Here is a 20,361-nt window from a genome sequence, read left to right on the forward strand (position 1 = left end):
TACCTTATTATAACAACATAATAATGGATGACCTGGAACTGACCGAGAAAGAGACTGCCGACAACAAGTTGATCGACAAAGCCTATCAACACCTTGTTGAAACCTATCTGGCATCCCGCCACAGGAAGAAGGTCGACATCATCAATAAGGCTTTCAACTTCGCCAGACATGCGCACCAAGGCGTGCGCAGACTTTCCGGCGAGCCCTATGTCATGCACCCCATCGCGGTAGCGCAGATTGCCTGCGAGGAAATGGGATTAGGCTCCACCAGCATCTGCTCGGCACTACTGCACGATGTGGTGGAGGATACCGACTACACGGTAGAAGACATCCAGAACATCTTCGGGCCGAAGATTGCCCAGATCGTAGACGGACTGACCAAGATCAGCGGCGGCATCTTCGGTGAACACGCATCGGCTCAGGCCGAGAATTTCAAGAAGCTCTTGCTCACCATGAGCGATGATATTCGTGTCATCCTCATCAAGATTTGCGATCGTCTGCACAACATGCGGACGCTTGACTCACAGCCGGCCAACAAGCAATACAAGATTGCGGGTGAGACCCTCTATATCTACGCCCCGCTCGCAAACCGGCTGGGGCTGAACAAGATAAAGACCGAACTCGAGAATCTGAGCTTCAAGTTTGAGCATCCGGAGGAGTATGCCAGCATCACCAACAAGCTGAACTTCACCAAAGAACAGCGCGATAAGCTCTTCAAGGACTTTACTCAACCCATTCGGGAAGCCCTCGACAAGATGGGACTTCAGTACGAGATCAAGGCCCGCGTCAAGAGTCCGTATTCCATTTGGAACAAGATGCAGACCAAACGGGTTACCTTTGAGGAAATCTACGACATCCTCGCTGTCAGGATTATCTATACGCCCAAGAGCCGGGAGGAAGAGGTCGGCGAGTGTTTCAACATCTATGTGGCACTGAGCAAGATATACAAGTCGCACCCAGACCGGTTCCGCGACTGGATAAACCACCCCAAGGCCAACGGATACCAGGCACTCCATGTAACGCTGATGAGCAATCAGGGACGCTGGATAGAGGTGCAGATCCGTTCCGACAGGATGAATGAGATTGCCGAACAAGGATTTGCCGCCCACTGGAAATACAAGGACGGAGCCGACATACAGGAAGACGAAGGTGAACTGAACGACTGGCTCCGCACCATCAAGGAAATCCTCGACGACCCCCAGCCGGACGCAATGGACTTCCTCGACGCCATCAAGCTAAACCTCTTCGCCTCCGAAATATTCGTCTTCACGCCAAAAGGCGACATCAAGACGATGCCCGCCGGCTGCACGGCACTCGACTTCGCCTTCGAAATCCACACATTCCTCGGCAGCCATTGCATCGGCGCAAAGGTCAACCACAAGCTCGTCCCGTTGAGCCACAGGCTTCAAAGCGGCGACCAGGTGGAGATTCTCACTTCTAAGTCGCAGCATGTGCAGCCCTCCTGGATACACTTCGTCTCCACAGCCAAGGCAAAGGGCAAGATTCAGGCCATCCTCCGCCGCAACAACCGGGAGATACAGAAGAAAGGAGAGGAAATCTTCAGCGAATGGCTGAAAAAGAACGAACTGGAAATGACAAGCTCAATCCTCGACAAGCTGTGCGACTTCCACGACTTCCATAAACATGACGATTTCTTCCTCGCAATCGGTGAGAGAACCATCCTTTTGGGGGAGAAAGACCTTGATGAAATCTATGGACGGAACGGGAAAGGGCTCAGAAACGGATGGAGAAAATATGTTCCTTTCCTCGGCCGCAACAAGGAAAAGGAGCAACAGCCACAAATCAGGCACGAACTCCTCGTCGTGGGCAAAGACTTCAACAAGAAGGTTCCATGCAGCATCACCGAAGAAAGCATCGGGATGTACATCTTCTCCAGCTGCTGCCATCCTATCCCGGGCGACGACATCCTGGGGTATATCGACAACCAGAACCATGTGGAAATCCACAAGCGCAACTGCCCCGTAGCCTCCAAACTCAAGTCAAGTTTCGGCAACAGAATCCTTGATGCCAAATGGGACATGCACAAGCTGCTCTTCTTCGACGCGACCATCGAAATCCGGGGAATCGACCGCAAGGGAATCATTCGCGATGTTGCCAGGGTCATCTCGGAGCAGATGAATGTGAACATCCATAGAGTAACCATCGGCGCCGACCAGGGAATCTTCGACGGTTCGATAGAAATCCGGGTGCACGACCGTGAAGAAGTGAAGCTCGTCATTGAGAATCTTAAGACCGTAGAGGGAATCCAGGAAGTGGTTCAGATTATCTGACGCAACCCTGACGGCCATCTTTCCCAAACCTCCGAATACTCCTCCGGCAGGCAGACTGCCATCTCCCCTTTTACGAAATCGGCGAGATTGTCCCACGAAATCGGCGAAATCGTCGGACGAAATCGCCGATTTTGTCAGCCTATGAGCGGCAAATAACATCTCCACTGACGGCTTTCCAGAAAACAAACAGCGGTTCCCCACCCCGCAGAAAGCCACCCTCAGTATATATAAACGCTGTCTATACCAGCCTCCCGAGCTGATGCTTGAGCTCCTGGAGCTGGTCGCGCAGAGAAATCATAGTATCCAGCACCTCCTTCGTATGGTCAATACCATCCCGGTTCGCAGCCAGCATCTTCTTGGCTGATGCCAGCTTGAAGCCCCTCACCTTCACGAGGTTATAGATACTCTTGATCAGGTCTATATCCTCCTGCGTATACTGTCTGATACGAGAAACGGGCTGCACTTTCGGCTTCAACTGCGGGATTTCCTTTTCCCAGAAGCGAAGAGTACTCTCGTTGACGCCTACCATCTGTGAGACCTCACGAATGGAATAGTAGATTTTGAGAGGTTTGTTCGTGTTCAAAGCCATATTTTTCGTACCTTTTTAATTCATTTATTTGCAAAAATAATGAAAACTTGGTATCTTTGCAAATGTTTTTGAAAAGAATTGAGAAATTAAGCAAAAAATATGATGACAGCCAACGAAATACGCGATTCCTACAAGAAGTTCTTCGAGTCGAAAGGGCACGCCATCGTGCCGTCGGCACCCATGGTAATCAAGGACGACCCCACCCTGATGTTCACCAACGCAGGCATGAACCAGTGGAAAGACATCATCCTTGGCACGAAAGACCCGGAACCGCGCCGCCGCACCGACTCGCAGAAATGTCTCAGGGTAAGCGGAAAGCACAACGACCTTGAGGAAGTGGGGCACGACACCTACCACCACACCATGTTTGAGATGCTCGGCAACTGGAGCTTTGGCGACTACTTCAAGGAGGGCGCGATAGACTATGCCTGGGAATATCTCGTGGATGTGCTCCGCCTCAACCCCGAGGACCTCTATGTAACGATATTCGAAGGGGCTCCCGAGGAAGGCATTGCCCGCGACGACGAGGCCGCCCGATTCTGGGCAAAGCATGTGCCCGCCAACCATATCCTTGAGGGCGACAAGCACGATAACTTCTGGGAGATGGGAGACATCGGCCCCTGTGGCCCCTGTTCGGAAATTCATGTCGACTCCCGCACCGACGAGCAGAAGGCCAAGGTGCCGGGCCGAGAACTCGTAAACAAGGACGATCCGCAAGTCATTGAAATCTGGAACATCGTCTTCATGCAGTTCAACCGCAAGTCAGACGGCACGCTCGAACCCCTTTCCATGAATGTCATCGACACGGGAATGGGCTTCGAACGACTGGTACGCATGCTTCAGGGCAAGCACTCCAACTATGACACGGATATCTTCCAGCCCATCATCAAGCAGATAGAAGCGCTTTCGGGCAAGAAATACGGATTCACCACGCCTACCGGCAAGAATGGTGAAGGGGCTAATGAACAGGAGAAAATCGATATCGCCATGCGCGTGGTGGCCGACCACTTGCGCGCCGTGGCCTTCTCCATTGCCGACGGTCAGTTGCCGGGCAATGCCAAGGCGGGCTATGTCATCCGACGAATCCTGCGCCGCGCGGTACGCTACGCTTACACCTTCCTCGGCCAGAAAGATGCTTTCATGTTCAAGCTTATGCCTGTCCTCGTACAGGAAATGGGCGAGGCATACCCCGAGCTTCCCGCCCAGCAGGAACTCATCGGCCGGGTGATGAAGGAAGAGGAAGACTCATTCCTACGCACACTGGAGAAAGGCATACAGCTACTTAACGGCGACATGGACGAGCTGCGTGCTCACGGACAGACACTACTCGACGGCATGAGCGCGTTCCGCCTCTTCGACACTTATGGCTTCCCGCTTGACCTCACGGAACTCATCTGCCGCGAAAACGGATACTCCGTCGACGAGGCAGGCTTCAACCAAGAAATGGAGAAGCAGAAGGCGCGTGCCCGCAATGCGGCCATCGTGGAAAACGGCGACTGGGAAGTGCTCATGGAAGGAGAACAGGAGTTCGTGGGATATGACTATTCCGAATACGAATGCCACATTCTCCGTTACCGTAAGGTTACACAGAAAAAGAACACTTTCTATGAACTGGTGCTTGACCATACGCCATTCTACGGTGAAATGGGAGGGCAAGTGGGCGACACCGGAGTTCTCGTCTCGGAGAACGAAACCATTGAAGTCATCGATACGAAGCGCGAAAACAACCAGAGCATCCATATCGTCAAGGAACTGCCCAAGGAGCCGAGAGCCGACTTTATGGCATGTGTAGACATCGACAAACGCAATGCCTCGGCCGCCAACCATACGGCTACGCATCTTCTGGACTATGCCTTGAAGCAGGTCCTGGGCAACCATGCAGAGCAAAAAGGCTCATATGTGAGTGCCGACACACTACGCTTCGACTTCTCTCATTTCCAAAAGGTTACCGACGAGGAGCTGCGACAGGTAGAGCGGCTGGTGAACGACATGATCCGCCAAGACCTCCCGCTCGACGAGCATAGGGAAACTCCATTGGAAGAGGCAAAGAAGCTTGGAGCCGTCGCTCTCTTCGGCGAGAAGTACGGCGAGAAAGTCCGGGTAGTGCGCTTTGGTCCTTCCTGCGAATTCTGTGGCGGCATCCATGCCAGGTCGACAGGCCGCATAGGAATGTTCAAAATCGTTTCCGAAAGCTCCGTTGCCGCCGGCATACGCCGCATAGAGGCAATGACAGGCAAGACATGCGAGGAGGCCATCTATGCCTTGGAGGACACCGTGCGTAGCTTGAAGAACCTTTTCAACAACGCGAAAGACCTTGAAGGCGTTATCCATAAGTATATCGATGAGCACGACCAGATGAAGAAGGAACTTGAGCTATTCGCCGCACAGGCCGTAGAGCGTGCCAAGAAGGCCCTTATAGAGCGCGCCGAGACCGTCAACGGAGTAACGGTTGTCAAGGCCATACTGCCTCTTGAGCCCGCCCAGGCGAAAGATCTCGTCTTCAAGGTGCGTGAGGCCGTTCCGCGGAATCTGGTCTGCGTGGTCGGCTCGAAATCGCATGACAAGCCGATGCTAAGCGTCATGCTGAGCGAAGACATGGTCAAGGAGCACGGCTTGAACGCGGGCCAAATCATCCGTGAGGCGGCTAAACTCATTCAGGGCGGAGGTGGCGGACAGCCACACTATGCGCAGGCTGGCGGCAAAAATGTCGATGGACTGAATGCCGCCGTCGACAAAGTCATTGAGTTGGCACATCTTTAATGGAACCTTACAGAGTCAGAAAGTTGGTATTCCCTATGCGGAAATACCGACTTTTTGCGTATATTTACCCTACAGAAACTTCTAAATCATGAGACAATACACGGCGGGCGCACGATTTCCTGCTACCCTTTTCCTTTCGGGGAGACCTGAATCCTCATTATGGGAAGCCATCGATTTTATTTTCGGCTAACGCTTGCAGGAATTTCGGGAAATCACTATCTTTGTAGCGAAACCATAAAATAAAAGATTATGTCAGTAGTAACAACCAAGTATTTAGGGAAGGCTCGCGTAGAGTCTGTGTATAACGCGACCGACGAGAAGATAACCACCGACGCCGGAAAAGCGGCAGGAGGATATGGCGAACATGGCAATCCGGTAGAGGTGTTGTGTACCGCACTTGCCGCATGCGCCCTCACGGTAACCGGCCTTAATGCCGAGAAGGCCGGGATAGACTTCACGGGATGCTATGCCGAGGTAACGAATTACGAGGAGGACTTCAGCAAATTCGTAGTAACCAAGATCAGTATTACTTTCCACTTGAAGGCTGAGTACGACGAGAAGCTGCGCAAAAAACTCGAGGCTTTCTCACATCGCGCCTGCTTCGTGGGCAACTCGCTGACCACGGAGAAGGACTTCACCTTCGTATATGATTTATAAGCAACTGTATCCCTGCTCACCTGAACAAGGGGTGAGGATATGCTTATAGGGAACTTTCAAGGGACAAGTCTTTGGCAAAATGCTCATAGACATCCCTTGAAACTCGCTTTGCACGAAGACTTCTTACGGCGGGAAAGTCGGAGAAATAGGGATTCGTAGTGCGCAGCCAATGGTGTTCCTTTATCTTGCGCACGAGGATGGTCTGCTCCTCCAGTTGCCGTGCGAAGCGGGGATTGACCACGGAGAGGAAGCTCTTGCCATCAGAAGTTTCCAAGGCCAGCACCAAGTAGGTTTTATTCTTGGGCACCCCACCCGCCCGTGGCACAACTTTCATGGAAGTTGTTACCGAGACCTCCCATCCGTATTTACGGTTCAGATTCTCCATCATCCCCCTGAACACCGTGCCGTGAGGCGATGTATCCTTGATTCGGGCATAGGCGATGGAATAATGAATCATCTCGTGCAGCAGGACATTCTGATACTGCCGCTCTGTCTGGTCATAATAGTTTGAGAGGCGAATCGTATAGCCGTAACACTCTGTCCGAAAGAGTCGGACACGCTTCTTGCAGGACATGGATCCGAGACGGGTCTTCGATTTCGACAAGGCAAGCCGCGGCTGTGGAAGCCCACCGCCGAAATAGTCGGTGTTAAACTTCGCGAACCAGTACGACATCCATTCCAAGGTTACCTGCATATCAAGATTTTCTCCTGCCCTATCTTAGTTTTTCAACTCTGCCACCAGATATTCCGAGCGGGTACCGATACGGAACTTACCGCCCCAGATGCCGATTCCGCTCGTAACGAAATATCGGGTATTTCCTTTCTGCAAAGGTCCGTAAGCATCCTCATAGATGGCATCCTCTATCCACGAAATCGGCCAGACCTGGCCATAGTGGGTATGCCCGCTCAACTGGAAGTCTATCGCATTCTGCTCTGCCTGCTCCAAATGATAAGGCTGATGGTCAAGAAGGATGGTATATCGGGTTGTGTCGACATGGTCCAGAATCTGTTTCAGGCTCTTACGACCGGGATTCGTGCGATCATCACGACCTATGATATTCACGCCTTTCAGCATCGTCGCAGAGTCTATGAGCAGGTGTATCCCGGCATCCTCATAGAACTTTATGGCGGCAGACTCTCCCATATAATATTCATGATTGCCAAGACAGGCCACGACGGGAGCCTTCAGATTGCGAAACGACCGTGCCATATTCTGCTCAATGAGAGGACGCATATGACCGTCGATGATATCTCCACCAATTAGGATAAGGTCTGGATGTTCTTGATTGATAAGGTTTACCCAACGATTGAATTCACCGATCTGATTGTGGTATCCTAAGTGTAGGTCAGACAACATGACGATTTTCAATGGTCGTTCGAGTTTCTTTGAGGTTGTCAGAGTCAGCGGCTGGCGCACCTTATCCCGATAATGGACATAGCCATAGGTGAACAATCCCACCATGACAAGCAGCACCGAGAGCGTCCCCTTGATGCTATGGTGCAGGAAATCAGCAGGCACCATATGCACCCATCTGCCAAGGTCGAGGAGCAGAAAGAGCATGACCAGATAGAATAATATGAATATACTGGAGTTGCCCACACTGTAAGCAACGGTGGCAACAGGCATTGGCATCTTGTCGAGAGTCCATATCCCGAAGTTCGCGAAGAAGCAGAAAATGCACAGAGCCATCACCGCAAGGACGGCTATCTTCCACGGTGCGGAGCACGGCAAGATTTGCCATGTATGCCAGAATGTATAGGCTACCCCTATCAGCGGTAACACTAAAAACAAAAGAAACCAAATTTTCATGGGTGCAAAGATAAGCAGTTTTTTCGGAAAAAAGAGGATATGTCTCTCTGATTCTTCTACCGAAGTTACTGATTTTCCCACTTTTCTTCCGTCTGTTCCTTAGGCCAGTTCACGAGGAACAGCTTCTCCGTTGTCCGGGTAAAGGCCGTATAGAGCCAGTGGATATAGTCGGGGGTAAGCATGCTGTCCGCCATGTATCCCTGGTCAAGATAGATGTGCTCCCACTGTCCGCCCTGTGCCTTATGGCAGGTTACGGCATAGGCATACTTGATCTGCAGCGCATTGAAATGGTTATCTTGCCTGATCTGCTTGATTCGGTCAACTTTCAGGGGTACATCGGCATAATCCTCCATCACCTTATTATACAGTTCCTCATTCTGTTCATGCGTCAGAGCCGGAGCCTCAGTAGTCAGACTCTCCATGACAACCGTCGCCCTGAACTCCAGATTGTCATAGTCCGGCATCTGCAACCATACATCCGCAAAGTGAAAACCATACAGCTCATGCACATTTCTGACCTTCTGCACCCTCACACGGTCGCCGTTAGCAATGAAGGAAATCGGCAGTTTCTCTTTTTCCGGCCAATAATAGTTGTTCCTCACGACCATGAGCATGTCGCCCGTCGATACTTCCTCTTCCCGGTCGAGCACCGTATTACGGATGCCGAGATTATAGATATTGGCGCGCTTATTACTCCGCGTAATCACCATTGTCTCATCCATGCCCACCTCGGCATAGCTGGAGTTCAAGGATTCGATGAGCTCGCTTCCCGGCAGCATCCGTATATCGGCAAAACCCGAAAACTTAATCCTTGGCAGGGCAGTAGCTACTCCACGGGTAATCAGCTGCCGAATCAGGGTCGCATTATAGAGGATTCCGCTCTTCGCACTCTGTCGCAGCACTTCCGTCAGGTCGCATTCAAACACCTTCATGCCATATCCCTCCATGACTTCGGTGCTCAATGCCGGCGACTCCTCCTCGCCCACGGGAGGCAGCTGGGCTCTGTCTCCGATGAGCATCATCCTGCAATTACGGCCCGAATAGACATATTTTACCAAGTCGTCGAGCAATCTGCCACTCCCGAAAGCGGACTCCGACAGTCCTTCGTTGGCAATCATCGAAGCCTCGTCGACCATAAAAAGCGTGTCGGCATGCAGGTTATCATTCAGGTTGAACGAGCCCCCGTCGCCCGCAAAGGTCTTCTGCCGGTAAATCCGGCGATGTATCGTAAAGGCAGGATAACCGCTATTGAGCGCGAACACCTTGGCCGCACGCCCTGTAGGAGCCAGCAAGACCACCTTCTGCTTCAGGCTCACCATCGTCCTGACAATGGCAGAAGCCAGGCTCGTCTTACCCGTTCCCGCCGAACCACGCAATATCATCAGGGTCTGAACATCACGATCGAAGAGGAAGGAAGCAAATGTCTGAAGTGCTTTTTCCTGGTCGCCGGTAGGACAGAAACCCAATTGTTGTCGGATTTGGCAAGTTAATTCGTCAATAATCATTGATATTCAATACTTTTTTTGTATTTTTGCACTTACAAAGATAATAAAAAGAAGGAGAAACCGTGATAACCCAGAGAAGATTTTATCGCGGATTCCCGCCGTACAGCAACCAGCAAACCGCCAAATATGCAGGAAATCGAAACCAGCACCATCATCAGGCGCCCTCGTATCACACTGCGCATCAGCAGCAAGCACCTGTCGTTTGCCGCAGTCGACAACACAATGGAGACACAGGTAGCCTATGAGCCATTCACGGCAAAAAGCGGCATTTCCACAGCCGCAAACATGAGGGAAGCGTTCAGGACAACAAGCCTCCTGAACCGCGACTACCAGCGGGCACAGGTCATGTTAGACACAAGAGTGCTGATGATTCCCGTCGAGGAGTTCGATGAGAGCACGAAGGAAGCTCTCTATCGCCACAGCTTTCCGGACTCTGACAACGACACCGTCATACAGAGCATCGTACCCGACTTGAACAGCGTAGCCGTGTTCGGCATCAATAAGGACTTGAAAATGGTCATCGAAGACCATTTCCCGGATGTAAGATACACGCCTGTCGTCCAGCCCGTGTGGAGCTACATGCACAACCGCAGCTTCACGGGAAGCAACCGAAAGCTATACGGCTACTTCCACGACGACAAGCTCGACATCTTCAGTTTTGATAAGAACCGCTTCAAATTCTGCAACAGCTATGACACGAACCGCGCCAACGATGCTGTCTATTTCCTGCTGTATGTGTGGAACCAGCTGAATCTTGATGCCGAGAAAGACGAGCTCTGCATCGCCGGAGAGATTTCCGGCAGGGAACAGATACTGGAAATGCTGAAGAAATACATCCGTCAGGCCTACTTCATCAACCCTGCCGGAGAGTTCAACCGTGCACCCATCACCCAGATCAAGGGCATCACGCTCGACCTGATCACCTTATTCTTGAAAGGGAAATGAGAATCATCACAGGCATATACAAGGGCCGTCATTTTGACATTCCACGCTCCTTCAAGGCGCGTCCGACCACGGATTTCGCCAAAGAGAACATCTTCAATGTGCTTCAAGGATACATGGACTTTGAAGGCAGTGCCGCCCTCGATCTTTTTGCCGGCACGGGAAGCATCTCGCTGGAACTGATTTCCAGAGGATGCGCGTCGGTCGTCAGCGTGGAAGCCGACCGCAACCACGCCAGCTTCATCCGGCAATGCATGGAGAAGCTGGACACCGACAAGAATATCCTCGTCCGCGGAGACGTGTTCCGCTTCCTGAAAACATGCCGCCAGAAGTTCGACCTCATCTTTGCCGACCCTCCCTACGCGTTGCCCGAACTTCCACAGATTCCCGACCTCGTCTTCAAGTATGGGCTACTCGAAGACGACGGACTCCTCGTCTTCGAGCATGGCAAGAAGAATGATTTCTCGGCACATCCGCACTACATCGACCACCGCGCCTATGGCAGCGTGAACTTCTCCATCTTCCGGCAGTCGGCTCTCCAAGAAAAGGAAAATCGCGCCGGGGAAAACGAATAGGGCGCTGAGACAAGACTTCCGTCCACACCCCCTACGACAATATCGGCGAAATCGTCGGACAATACCGGCGAGTTCGTCAGACAAAATCGCCGAGTTCGTCACGCCGACAGCGGCATATTGGCCAAGCCGAACCGCAGCCCACTCCTTTCAAAGACAAAGAATATAGCTATAAACGGGCAGAAGCGCCCTTTCCCCAATCCTACAACAACGGGGACAGCAGCCGCACCAGCGACTCCCAGAGACGCTTGACAAAGGGATATTTCCACTTGTCGAGGAACTCGGCGACCGTGATACAGTCTGCCTGATCCTTGAGAAACATCCGCTTCATGCGCAGGGCCATGCCCTCGTCATAAAAGAAGATGTTCGACTCGAAGTTGTGCTCGAAACTGCGGAAATCCACATTCGTAGAACCGCAGGACGACAGGCTGTCGTCGCAGACGAGCAGCTTGGAGTGATTGAAGGCAGCCTGATAGAAGTAGACCTTCACTCCCGCCTCGATGACCTCGCTGACATAAGAGCGGCTCGCCCACTCCATGAGCTTCGAGTCTCCACGCAACGGCACCATCAGCCGCACATCCACACCGGCTACGGCAGCCGTTCTCAAGGCGAAGAGGATCGGCTCGGTGGGCAAGAAATAGGGCGTCTCAATATAGACATAGCGCCTTGCCTGAAGCAGGATGCGCACATATCCCTGCATGATTTCCGGCCAGGGGGAAACCGGACTGCTCGTAACGACCTGGGCCAGGCAATTGTTTTCAGCGGCAGGATTGAGTTTCGGGTAATATTTGCGACTGGTAATCAGGGTGCGATCCACGAAATACCAATCGACGAGGAAGGCTCGCTGGAGCGCATAGACGGCACCACCCGTCAGCTTGAGATGGGTGTCGCGCCAGCCTTGCCGCCGCGTGCCCTTCACATAGCGGAGGGCAATGTTCATGCCGCCAATGAACCCCACCCGCCCATCTACGATGCAGAGCTTTCGGTGATTGCGGTAGTTCACCTTGCTCGTAAAAGCCGGAAATTTCACTGGCATGAAGGCATGCACATCGATTCCGGCATCGCGCATGCGTTCATAGAACGCTGTCCGCACCTTCCAATTCCCCACATCGTCGTAGATGATGCGTACTTCCACGCCCTGGCCGGCCTTGTCGATGAGGGCATCGGCTATCAGATTGCCCAGCGCGTCGTCGGCAAAGATATAGCTAAGGAGATGGATGTGATGCCTTGCCCGCCCTATCTCTTCGAGCAAGGCGGGGAAAAACTCATAGCCGGAAGTATAGATTTCCACCTCGTTATCCTTGAAGGGCAAGGCCATGTTCTGATTGGCATAGAGACGCATCAGGGCCCTGTATTCCTCGGGAAACCGCATGTTGCGCTGCTCGGCGAACTCCAGCATATTGCGCTTGGTAAGCTGATCGAGGCTCCGCTGGCTGATCAGATGCTCTTTGCGCGTGTTCTGGCCGAAGAAAAAATAAAGGATGATTCCCGCGACGGGCACGAAGCACAGCACCAGCAACCACAACAGGGTCTTGACGGGCTGACGGTTGTCCATCAGAATCTTTATCATGGTTGCGATGATTACAAACAGATAAACCAGCAATACCAGCCAATGGATGTAGATCATAGTGCTTGAATTAGCGTCTTAAACAATGATTTCGTTGCCGAGTTTCTTGGCCAGGGCATTGCGAATCTGCTGCATGTCGGTATATTCCTTCATCAAACGGAGCATTTTCCCGGCATCACCTTGCGAATCGCTGATCTGCTTCTTGAGTTCAAGAAGATGCCGCTCCACATAGTCCATGCGGAAATCGGCGATGAGATGAAGGGTCTGATTGCGGAGGTTTGATATCCGGTTTTTCTCCGAGACCTCTTTTGCCTCGGGTATTCCCGACTTGTTTCTCAGGCTTTCGAGCAACTGATATCGGTCTACGCTCATATCGGCGGCCAGCCTGCTGATGTCCTGCTCCGGATGGTTGAGGAAATACGGTTCGGCCTTAAAGTCCTCGTCGGCATTATGCTCCACAGCCTCTCTCAAGACTCGATTGAAGAGCGGATTCTGGAATTTGAGACCATCGGCGGAGAGGTCGTAGTCGATATACTGCGAGACCGACAGGTTGTAGGCCACTCCGTTCTCGTCTTCCACATTCCTGAAAATGACCTCCTCGCCATGACAGATAATCATCTGCACGAGCATCTGCTCCACTTTCGACGACTGGCGGGCGATGGGAGGGGCCTGAACGGCGGGCTGCGGGACCTGGATATTTTCCTGCCGACGGGTGTCGGGACTGCCTTTCTGCTCCCTGTTCTGGCGGATGAATCGATTCATCTGGTGGATAAGGGTCGCCTCGCTGATGCCGATGCGCTGGGCACAGTCGTGCACATAGGTGGCGCGGAGTATCTGATTCTGCACTACGGCAATGCTCTGCACGATGGAATTGATGGCCTCCGAGCGCTTCAGGGGGTCGGTCTCGCCCTTCAGGAGCAGGCTGGTCTTGAACTGGATGAAGTCGGTCTGGTTTTCCTCTATATACTTTCGGAAATCGGAAGCCGTGTTCTTCCGGGCAAAACTGTCGGGATCCTCCCCCTCGGGCAGCAGCAGCACCTTGAGGTTCATTCCCTCGGAGAGCAGCATATCGGTACCCCTGAGAGCGGCATGGATGCCCGCCGGGTCGTCGTCGTATATCAAGGTGATGTTCGAGGAGAAGCGATGCAGCATGCGGATCTGCGGGAATGTGAGTGCCGTTCCCGACCCCGCCACCACATTATGGATACCGCTCTGATACATGGAAATCACATCCGCCTGCCCTTCCACCAAGTAGACGCGGTCTTCCTTGGCGATGGTCTTGCGGGCCTGATAGATGCCGTAGAGCGCATTCGACTTGTCGAAGATGTCGGAAGAGGGAGAGTTCACATACTTCTGGCTGACTCCCTTGGTGCGCGCATCCAGCACGCGGGCGGTGAATCCGAGCACTTTGCCGTTCAGGCCAATCCACGGAAAGACCACTCGCCCCGCATAGCGGTCGAGCAATTCGCCCTGCTCGGTCCTGACGCAGATGCCCGTCTTGACCAGGAACTCCTCTTGATAGCCCTTGCCCAAGGCCGTCCGGGCAAGAGCGCGGCGGTCTTGAAGGTCGTAGCCTAACCGAAAAGCCTTGATGGTATCATCGCGAAAGCCGCGGCTGCGGAAATACTGCATGCCAAGTGCAAGCCCGTCTACATGATTATGCAGGGTATCTTCAAAATAAGAAGCAGCCCATTCGTTGACGATAAACATCGACTCGCGCTCGCTCTCCTCCTTCTTCTCCTCGGCCGAAAGCTCACGCTCCTGTATCTCGATATGATACTTATTGGCCAGCCAGCGCAAGGCTTCAGGATAGTTCATCTGCTCGTGCTCCATGATGAAAGACACGGGATCGCCGCCCTTGCCACAGCCGAAGCAGTGGCAGGTGCCGCGTGAAGGAGTAACGATGAACGACGGCGTCTTCTCGTTATGAAACGGGCAGAGCCCCTTATAGTTGGCTCCGCTCTTCTTCAATGTAACGAAATCCGACACCACATCTACGATATCGGCAGCATCCTTGATTTTCTCTATCGTCTGGCGATCTATCATATCTATTGGGACAAAGGCAGTGCAAGCGAGCGCAATGGGAACCTGTTCTCAGATTGCCGAGTGCAGCCTGACTTATGCAAAGGCAGTGCAAGCGAGCGCAATGCGAACTTGTTCTCAGATTGCCGAGCGCAGCCTGACTTATGCAAAGGCAGTGCAAGCGAGCGCAATGCGAACTTGTTCTCAGATTGCCGAGCGCAGCCTGACTTATGCAAAGATACTGCAATTTCAAGAGATCACAAAGCATTTCGGCAATTTTAATATCAACCCGAAGACCAAAAGGCCGTCTCCGGCAGGATTACAAGCCGTTTGTAACAGGATTACAAGCTGTGTGTAACCCGATTACAAGCCGCTTGTAACTTCTCCTTCCACCACCTTTAACGGGAATGGCGACTGTCAAAACCGGTACAGGAGGGGACGGCGAAACCGGCAGAAAACCATTGCACAAAACTCGATTTCTGTGCACAAAAACTGCAAAACTGTGCATTTCCCGGTGATTTATTTGTCAGAAAGGCAAAAAAATAGTAATTTTGCACCCGGTAAAAAGAATTATATACATTATTAATATATTCTATGAGTTTGAAAATTGTTGTACTTGCCAAGCAGGTACCAGACACAAGAAATGTGGGAAAAGACGCCATGACCGCCGAAGGGACGGTGAACCGGGCGGCCCTTCCCGCCATCTTCAATCCTGAAGACTTGAATGCCCTGGAGCAAGCCCTTCGCCTGAAGGAGCAGTATCCGGGGTCTACAGTTGGCCTATTGACGATGGGTCCTCCCCGTGCGGGCGAAATCATCCGCCAAGGTCTTTACCGCGGTGCCGACACGGGATGGCTCCTGACCGACCGTCTCTTTGCCGGAGCCGACACGCTCGCTACCTCTTACGCCTTGGCTACGGCCATCAAGAAAATCGGCAATGTCGACATCGTGCTCGGCGGCCGACAGGCTATCGACGGCGACACGGCACAGGTGGGTCCGCAAGTTGCCCAGAAACTGGGACTCAACCAGGTTACTTATGCCGAGGAAATCCTGAAAGTTGAAGATGGAAAAGCCACCATCCGCCGCCATATCGACGGTGGAGTGGAAACCGTAGAGGCACCTCTGCCGGTGGTTATCACCGTCAATGGCAGCGCGGCTCCCTGCCGCCCCTGCAATGCCAAGCTGGTAATGAAGTATAAGTATGCCACCTGCCCCATGGAGCGCAAGGGCGACGAGCCGTGGAAAGAGCTTTACGAAGAGCGTCCATATCTCACCCTGAACCAGTGGAGCGTGGCTGATGTAGACGGCGACCCACAGCAGTGCGGACTGGCCGGATCGCCCACTAAGGTGAAGGCTGTTCAGAATATCGTGTTCCAAGCCAAAGAAAGCAAAACTCTCACGGCATCGGATGCGGATGTGGAAAGCCTTGTCAAAGAATTGTTAGAAGAAAAGATTATCGGTTAACAAAGTAGTGCTTTATGAATAATGTATTTGTATATTGCGAGATAGAAGGCACTACCGTGGCCGAAGTATCTCAGGAATTGCTCACCAAAGGGCGCAAGCTGGCCAACCAACTGGGTGTGGAACTCCATGCCGTAGTTGCCGGAACCGGCATCAAGGGCAAGGTGGAAGACCAGATTCTGCCGTATGGTGTAGATAAATTGTTTGTTTTCGACGGTGAGGGATTATTCCCTTACACATCGGCTCCACATACGGATATCCTCGTAAACCTCTTCAAAGAGGAGAAGCCACAGATAGCCCTGATGGGGGCAACGGTCATCGGCCGCGACCTCGGACCACGCGTATCGTCGTCGCTGACCAGTGGTCTTACGGCCGATTGTACGCAGCTCGAGATAGGCGACTACGACGAGAAGAAGACCGGGCAGCATTATGACAACCTACTCTATCAGATCCGCCCTGCTTTCGGAGGTAACATCGTTGCCACCATCGTGAACCCCGACCATCGCCCACAGATGGCTACCGTGCGCTCAGGTGTCATGCAAAAGGCACTTTACGACGGCAAGGAGAAGCATGAAGTGGTGTATCCGGAGGTAGCGAAGTATGTTCCGGAGTTTGACTATGTAGTGAAAGTGTTCGACCGCCATGTGGAGGCAGCCCAGAACAACTTGAAGGCTGCGCCTATCGTCGTGGCCGGAGGCTATGGCATGGGCAGCAAGGAAGGCTTCGACATGTTGTTCCAGCTCGCGAAGGAGCTGCATGGCGAAGTAGGCGCAAGCCGTGCCGCGGTAGACGCGGGATGGGTAGCCAGCGACCGTCAGGTTGGCCAGACGGGCGTTACCGTGCATCCGAAAGTATATATCGCATGCGGCATCAGCGGTCAGATTCAGCACATCGCGGGCATGCAGGACGCAGGTATCATCATCTCGGTAAACAGTGATCCCGATGCTCCCATCAACCAGATTGCCGACTATGTGATTACGGGCAGTGTGGAGGAAGTGGTTCCAAAACTGATAAAATACTATAAGAGTAATACTAAATAGGAAAGGGAGTAAGGAAAGACATGTATTATAAGACATCCGATCTATTCTACTTACTTCTTTATTCCTTACTCCTAACTCCTAAAAAATAATGTTATGTCAAATTATTATACAGACCATCCAGAGATCGGGTTCCACCTGAACCACCCTCTGATGAAGCGCATCGTTGACCTCAAGGAGCGCAACTATGCAGACAAAGACCAGTTTGAAGATGCTCCGGTAAACTATGAGGATGCCATCGAGAACTACAAGCGATTGCTTGAAATCACGGGCGATGTGGCTGCCAACATCATCGAGCCGAACTCGGAAAGCGTAGACCTGGAAGGGCCGCATCTGGAAAACGGACGCATGATTTATGCCAGCAAGACCTACGAGAACCTCGACGCCACCCGCAAGGCCGGCCTCTGGGGACTCTCCATGCCCCGCCGCTATGGCGGGTTGAACCTTCCCAATGTGATATTCTCCATGGCTTCAGAGGTGATTGCCGCCGCCGATGCCGGCTTCCAAAACATCTGGAGCCTGCAGAGCTGCATAGACACTCTCTACGAATTCGGCAATGAAGAGCAACGCCAGAAGTATATCCCACGCGTCTGCCAAGGCGAGACCATGAGCATGGACCTCACCGAACCGGACGCGGGATCTGACCTGCAGCGCGTGATGCTGAAGGCCTCGCAGGATGCCGACGGCACCTGGAGACTCAACGGCGTAAAGCGTTTCATCACCAACGGCGACTCTGACATTCACCTCGTACTGGCCCGTTCGGAAGAAGGAACCCGCGACGGCCGCGGTCTCTCGATGTTCATCTACGACAAGAAGGATGGCGGCGTTACCGTGCGCCATATCGAGCACAAGCTCGGCATACACGGAAGTCCCACCTGTGAGCTGGTTTTCAAAAACGCGAAATGTGAACTTTGCGGCAACACCCGACTGGGACTTATCAAATATGTGATGGCCTTGATGAACGGTGCCCGCCTCGGAATCGCCGCACAGAGCGTAGGTGTTGAGCAGGAAGCTTATAACGAAGGTCTCGCCTATGCCAAGGAGCGTGCGCAGTTTGGTAAGAAAATCATCACCTTCCCGGCTGTCTACGGCATGATCAGCCGCATGAAGGCCAAGCTCGACGCAGGCCGATCGCTGCTCTATATGACCGCACGCTATGTGGACATCTACAAGGCGCTGGAAGACATCGCGCGAGATGGGAAGCTCACGCCGGAGGAGCGTCAGGAAATGAAGAAGTACACCCGACTGGCAGACGCGTTCACGCCACTGTCAAAGGGCACCAACTCTGAATACGCCAACCAGAACGCCTATGATGCCATCAGCATACACGGCGGCTCGGGATTCATCATGGAATACAAGAGTCAGCGCCTTTATCGCGACGCCCGCATCTTCTCCATCTATGAGGGAACAACGCAGTTGCAGGTGGTTGCGGCCATCCGCTACATCACCAACGGCACCTATCTCGACATCATGAAGGAGATGCTGCAGAGTGAGGTGAGCGACGACCTGAAGCCGCTGAAGGCACGCGTGGAGAAGCTCATCGCTCTCTACGAGGAGTCTATCGACAAGGTGAAAGCCGACGAGAACGCAGATGAGCACGACTTCCTGGGGCGCCGTCTCTACGACATGACCGCCAACATCATTGAGTCGCTGCTGATTCTGGACGACGCGACAAAGGCTCCCGAACTTTTCGCAAAGAGCGCGAATGTGTTCGTGCGCATGGCGGAAGAGAGCGTCGTAGGCGCTGCTACCTATGTGAAGGCATTCAATGCCGACGACCTGAAGAACTTTGTGGCAGAGTAGAAGGGCAAACTTCAACCTGACAACATCGGGGCTGAAATCAAGTAACAATTAAAATCCCGCCAAACATTGACATTTGGCGGGATTTCTTTATATCACAGCTTCTGGCCTAAAGCCAAACTGCAAGCTTCGCTAATCTACTCTTCTTCCGGTATCTCATACCCATAGAACTCAAGCTCTTGGATAGCTGAGCCGTTGCGACGAGAGTTGAAAATCACAATGGCCATGTATCGGACACTGAAATATCCACCCAATGCGCGATTCCAGTTGGAGGTTCCGTTCCAGAAGATCGTACTTGAATTATACAATGCGTGGGTGAATGTTGGATCTGTGGTGGTGCGGTCAGAAGCGAATGTAGCACTCATATTGAACGGCTTGTTACTCAAGTATGCCGAGACATTGTTTAGCGTTCGCAGGACCAAACTATTGTCCCTGTTCTGCCAAAGTCTGAAGCGATTGACCATGTATTCCTTCTGCAGGTCAATTTGTACTATCTTAGGATAGACATTATTCCTACCCCACCATCCATTGCCGGTATGGTTACCAGTACCAATCACTCCATCGAAGATTTTGTTCGGGTCGGTAGCATTGGTAGTATTGGTGGTAACAGTCCATTCGCTTTTCGGTGAGATGAAGCCTGCAATAGGCAAAGCGGCCGTACGCCATTCGTTCCAAACTGTATCGATGCCATTGCTCGGGCAATATGACGAATGGAACTGGAAGCGGGTTCCAACGGCTGCGTTAGGCAAGATGATGCTCGCTGTGGAAAGGCCTTGCTTCTCTGGAAGGACGACTGTATCGCCTTCGGTATTGACATAACGATACTCCGTCTCTATCATTTCATCGGTTCCAAAGCCGGTATTTACCACTGCATCAGTACCATTCATCTCCGCTCCATTAATCTGACGCTCGGCATGAGTGGCAAGCCAAATGCCTGCATAGGGCGATACGATTTCCTCTGATGGAACAGAGATGTTGCCTTCTTTGTCATAGTTTACAACCTCAAATCCATAAGATTGCTCTCTCAAATTGGGAACATAGACTTTAATACTGTCTTGCCCCACATATAAAGAATAATCTATGTTTATGCTGTCAGTGCGACTGCTCCAATAAAGTGTGCCATGTGTTACAGCCGGATCTTTGGGATAAGCCCACTTTATCAAAGCCCGATTATAGCCAGAGTTTGATGTCAGCCCTGTGGCCCTCTCCGGATATACATAACCTCCGGGCTTCACCCATTCTTGGTAGATGTCCTTCTGGTCCTTGCATGATCCTAAAATCAATACAAACACAAACACAGAAACAAATATATATATAATCCTTTTCATATCAGTTATTCATTAAGACA

15 protein-coding genes are annotated in these 20,361 nt (G+C 52.3%); 8 read left to right on the forward strand and 7 right to left on the reverse strand.

Going from position 1 to position 20,361, the window contains the following annotated elements:
- Positions 1 to 23: 23 nt before the first annotated feature.
- Positions 24 to 2,291 (forward strand): bifunctional (p)ppGpp synthetase/guanosine-3',5'-bis(diphosphate) 3'-pyrophosphohydrolase, encoded by a 2,268-nt coding sequence (locus tag C7120_RS01830; RefSeq protein WP_107620133.1) that lies wholly within the window; start codon positions 24 to 26, stop codon positions 2,289 to 2,291.
- Between the two features lie 238 nt (positions 2,292 to 2,529).
- Here the strand turns inward: C7120_RS01830 and C7120_RS01835 are convergent, their stop codons facing one another.
- Positions 2,530 to 2,880 (reverse strand): MerR family transcriptional regulator, encoded by a 351-nt coding sequence (locus C7120_RS01835; protein WP_107620134.1) that lies wholly within the window; start codon positions 2,878 to 2,880, stop codon positions 2,530 to 2,532.
- Between the two features lie 99 nt (positions 2,881 to 2,979).
- Between C7120_RS01835 and alaS the strand changes: the two genes are divergently transcribed.
- Complete coding sequence (gene alaS, locus C7120_RS01840) at positions 2,980 to 5,640, forward strand: alanine--tRNA ligase (RefSeq protein WP_107620135.1); 2,661 nt, start codon at positions 2,980 to 2,982, stop codon at positions 5,638 to 5,640.
- 249 nt (positions 5,641 to 5,889) lie between these two features.
- Complete coding sequence (locus tag C7120_RS01845) at positions 5,890 to 6,297, forward strand: OsmC family protein (protein WP_107620136.1); 408 nt, start codon at positions 5,890 to 5,892, stop codon at positions 6,295 to 6,297.
- A 43-nt stretch (positions 6,298 to 6,340) separates the two neighbouring features.
- Here the strand turns inward: C7120_RS01845 and C7120_RS01850 are convergent, their stop codons facing one another.
- From C7120_RS01850 to C7120_RS01860, 3 genes are all read right to left on the reverse strand, one after another.
- Complete coding sequence (locus tag C7120_RS01850; RefSeq protein ID WP_107620137.1) at positions 6,341 to 6,991, reverse strand: SprT-like domain-containing protein; 651 nt, start codon at positions 6,989 to 6,991, stop codon at positions 6,341 to 6,343.
- 24 nt (positions 6,992 to 7,015) lie between these two features.
- Positions 7,016 to 8,107 (reverse strand): metallophosphoesterase, encoded by a 1,092-nt coding sequence (locus tag C7120_RS01855; RefSeq protein ID WP_107620138.1) that lies wholly within the window; start codon positions 8,105 to 8,107, stop codon positions 7,016 to 7,018.
- Between the two features lie 65 nt (positions 8,108 to 8,172).
- On the reverse strand, positions 8,173 to 9,612 hold the full coding sequence (locus C7120_RS01860) for an ATP-dependent RecD-like DNA helicase (RefSeq protein ID WP_107620139.1): 1,440 nt from the start codon (positions 9,610 to 9,612) through the stop codon (positions 8,173 to 8,175).
- Between the two features lie 126 nt (positions 9,613 to 9,738).
- Between C7120_RS01860 and C7120_RS01865 the strand changes: the two genes are divergently transcribed.
- Positions 9,739 to 10,557, forward strand: coding sequence for a DUF3822 family protein (locus C7120_RS01865; RefSeq protein WP_107620140.1), 819 nt, complete (start codon positions 9,739 to 9,741; stop codon positions 10,555 to 10,557).
- On the forward strand, positions 10,554 to 11,129 hold the full coding sequence (gene rsmD, locus C7120_RS01870; RefSeq protein ID WP_107620141.1) for a 16S rRNA (guanine(966)-N(2))-methyltransferase RsmD: 576 nt from the start codon (positions 10,554 to 10,556) through the stop codon (positions 11,127 to 11,129). Before C7120_RS01865 ends, rsmD begins: the two co-directional genes overlap by 4 nt.
- 199 nt (positions 11,130 to 11,328) lie before the next feature.
- On the opposite strand, the gene cls is transcribed toward rsmD, so the two are convergent.
- Both cls and dnaG read right to left on the reverse strand, forming a co-directional pair.
- Complete coding sequence (gene cls, locus C7120_RS01875) at positions 11,329 to 12,753, reverse strand: cardiolipin synthase (RefSeq protein ID WP_107620142.1); 1,425 nt, start codon at positions 12,751 to 12,753, stop codon at positions 11,329 to 11,331.
- A gap of 18 nt (positions 12,754 to 12,771) precedes the next feature.
- Complete coding sequence (dnaG, locus tag C7120_RS01880) at positions 12,772 to 14,739, reverse strand: DNA primase (protein ID WP_107620143.1); 1,968 nt, start codon at positions 14,737 to 14,739, stop codon at positions 12,772 to 12,774.
- Between the two features lie 570 nt (positions 14,740 to 15,309).
- Between dnaG and C7120_RS01890 the strand changes: the two genes are divergently transcribed.
- The 3 genes from C7120_RS01890 to C7120_RS01900 all read left to right on the forward strand — a co-directional run bounded on the left by C7120_RS01890 (position 15,310) and on the right by C7120_RS01900 (position 19,016).
- On the forward strand, positions 15,310 to 16,179 hold the full coding sequence (locus C7120_RS01890; protein ID WP_107620144.1) for an electron transfer flavoprotein subunit beta/FixA family protein: 870 nt from the start codon (positions 15,310 to 15,312) through the stop codon (positions 16,177 to 16,179).
- A 14-nt stretch (positions 16,180 to 16,193) separates the two neighbouring features.
- Positions 16,194 to 17,216 carry an electron transfer flavoprotein subunit alpha/FixB family protein gene (locus C7120_RS01895; RefSeq protein WP_107620145.1) on the forward strand — a complete coding sequence of 341 codons (1,023 nt, stop codon included), beginning with the start codon at positions 16,194 to 16,196 and terminating at the stop codon, positions 17,214 to 17,216.
- A 93-nt stretch (positions 17,217 to 17,309) separates the two neighbouring features.
- Positions 17,310 to 19,016: an acyl-CoA dehydrogenase family protein gene (locus C7120_RS01900; protein WP_107620146.1), complete on the forward strand. Its 1,707-nt coding sequence runs from the start codon at positions 17,310 to 17,312 to the stop codon at positions 19,014 to 19,016.
- Between the two features lie 134 nt (positions 19,017 to 19,150).
- On the opposite strand, the gene C7120_RS01905 is transcribed toward C7120_RS01900, so the two are convergent.
- Entirely contained in the window at positions 19,151 to 20,341 is a 1,191-nt protein-coding gene (locus tag C7120_RS01905) for a DUF4998 domain-containing protein (RefSeq protein ID WP_107620147.1), read from the reverse strand.
- Between the last annotated feature and the right edge of the window lie 20 nt (positions 20,342 to 20,361).

The organism is Prevotella sp. oral taxon 376, from assembly GCF_003043945.1.
GTDB lineage: Bacteria > Bacteroidota > Bacteroidia > Bacteroidales > Bacteroidaceae > Prevotella.

Coding starts and splice junctions, on each gene's coding strand:
- C7120_RS01830 (WP_107620133.1), top strand. CDS start 24: ATGGATGACCTGGAACTGACCGAGAAAGAGACTGCCGACAACAAGTTG.
- C7120_RS01835 (WP_107620134.1), bottom strand. CDS start 2,880: ATGGCTTTGAACACGAACAAACCTCTCAAAATCTACTATTCCATTCGT.
- alaS (WP_107620135.1), top strand. CDS start 2,980: ATGATGACAGCCAACGAAATACGCGATTCCTACAAGAAGTTCTTCGAG.
- C7120_RS01845 (WP_107620136.1), top strand. CDS start 5,890: ATGTCAGTAGTAACAACCAAGTATTTAGGGAAGGCTCGCGTAGAGTCT.
- C7120_RS01850 (WP_107620137.1), bottom strand. CDS start 6,991: ATGCAGGTAACCTTGGAATGGATGTCGTACTGGTTCGCGAAGTTTAAC.
- C7120_RS01855 (WP_107620138.1), bottom strand. CDS start 8,107: ATGAAAATTTGGTTTCTTTTGTTTTTAGTGTTACCGCTGATAGGGGTA.
- C7120_RS01860 (WP_107620139.1), bottom strand. CDS start 9,612: ATGATTATTGACGAATTAACTTGCCAAATCCGACAACAATTGGGTTTC.
- C7120_RS01865 (WP_107620140.1), top strand. CDS start 9,739: ATGCAGGAAATCGAAACCAGCACCATCATCAGGCGCCCTCGTATCACA.
- rsmD (WP_107620141.1), top strand. CDS start 10,554: ATGAGAATCATCACAGGCATATACAAGGGCCGTCATTTTGACATTCCA.
- cls (WP_107620142.1), bottom strand. CDS start 12,753: ATGATCTACATCCATTGGCTGGTATTGCTGGTTTATCTGTTTGTAATC.
- dnaG (WP_107620143.1), bottom strand. CDS start 14,739: ATGATAGATCGCCAGACGATAGAGAAAATCAAGGATGCTGCCGATATC.
- C7120_RS01890 (WP_107620144.1), top strand. CDS start 15,310: ATGAGTTTGAAAATTGTTGTACTTGCCAAGCAGGTACCAGACACAAGA.
- C7120_RS01895 (WP_107620145.1), top strand. CDS start 16,194: ATGAATAATGTATTTGTATATTGCGAGATAGAAGGCACTACCGTGGCC.
- C7120_RS01900 (WP_107620146.1), top strand. CDS start 17,310: ATGTCAAATTATTATACAGACCATCCAGAGATCGGGTTCCACCTGAAC.
- C7120_RS01905 (WP_107620147.1), bottom strand. CDS start 20,341: ATGAAAAGGATTATATATATATTTGTTTCTGTGTTTGTGTTTGTATTG.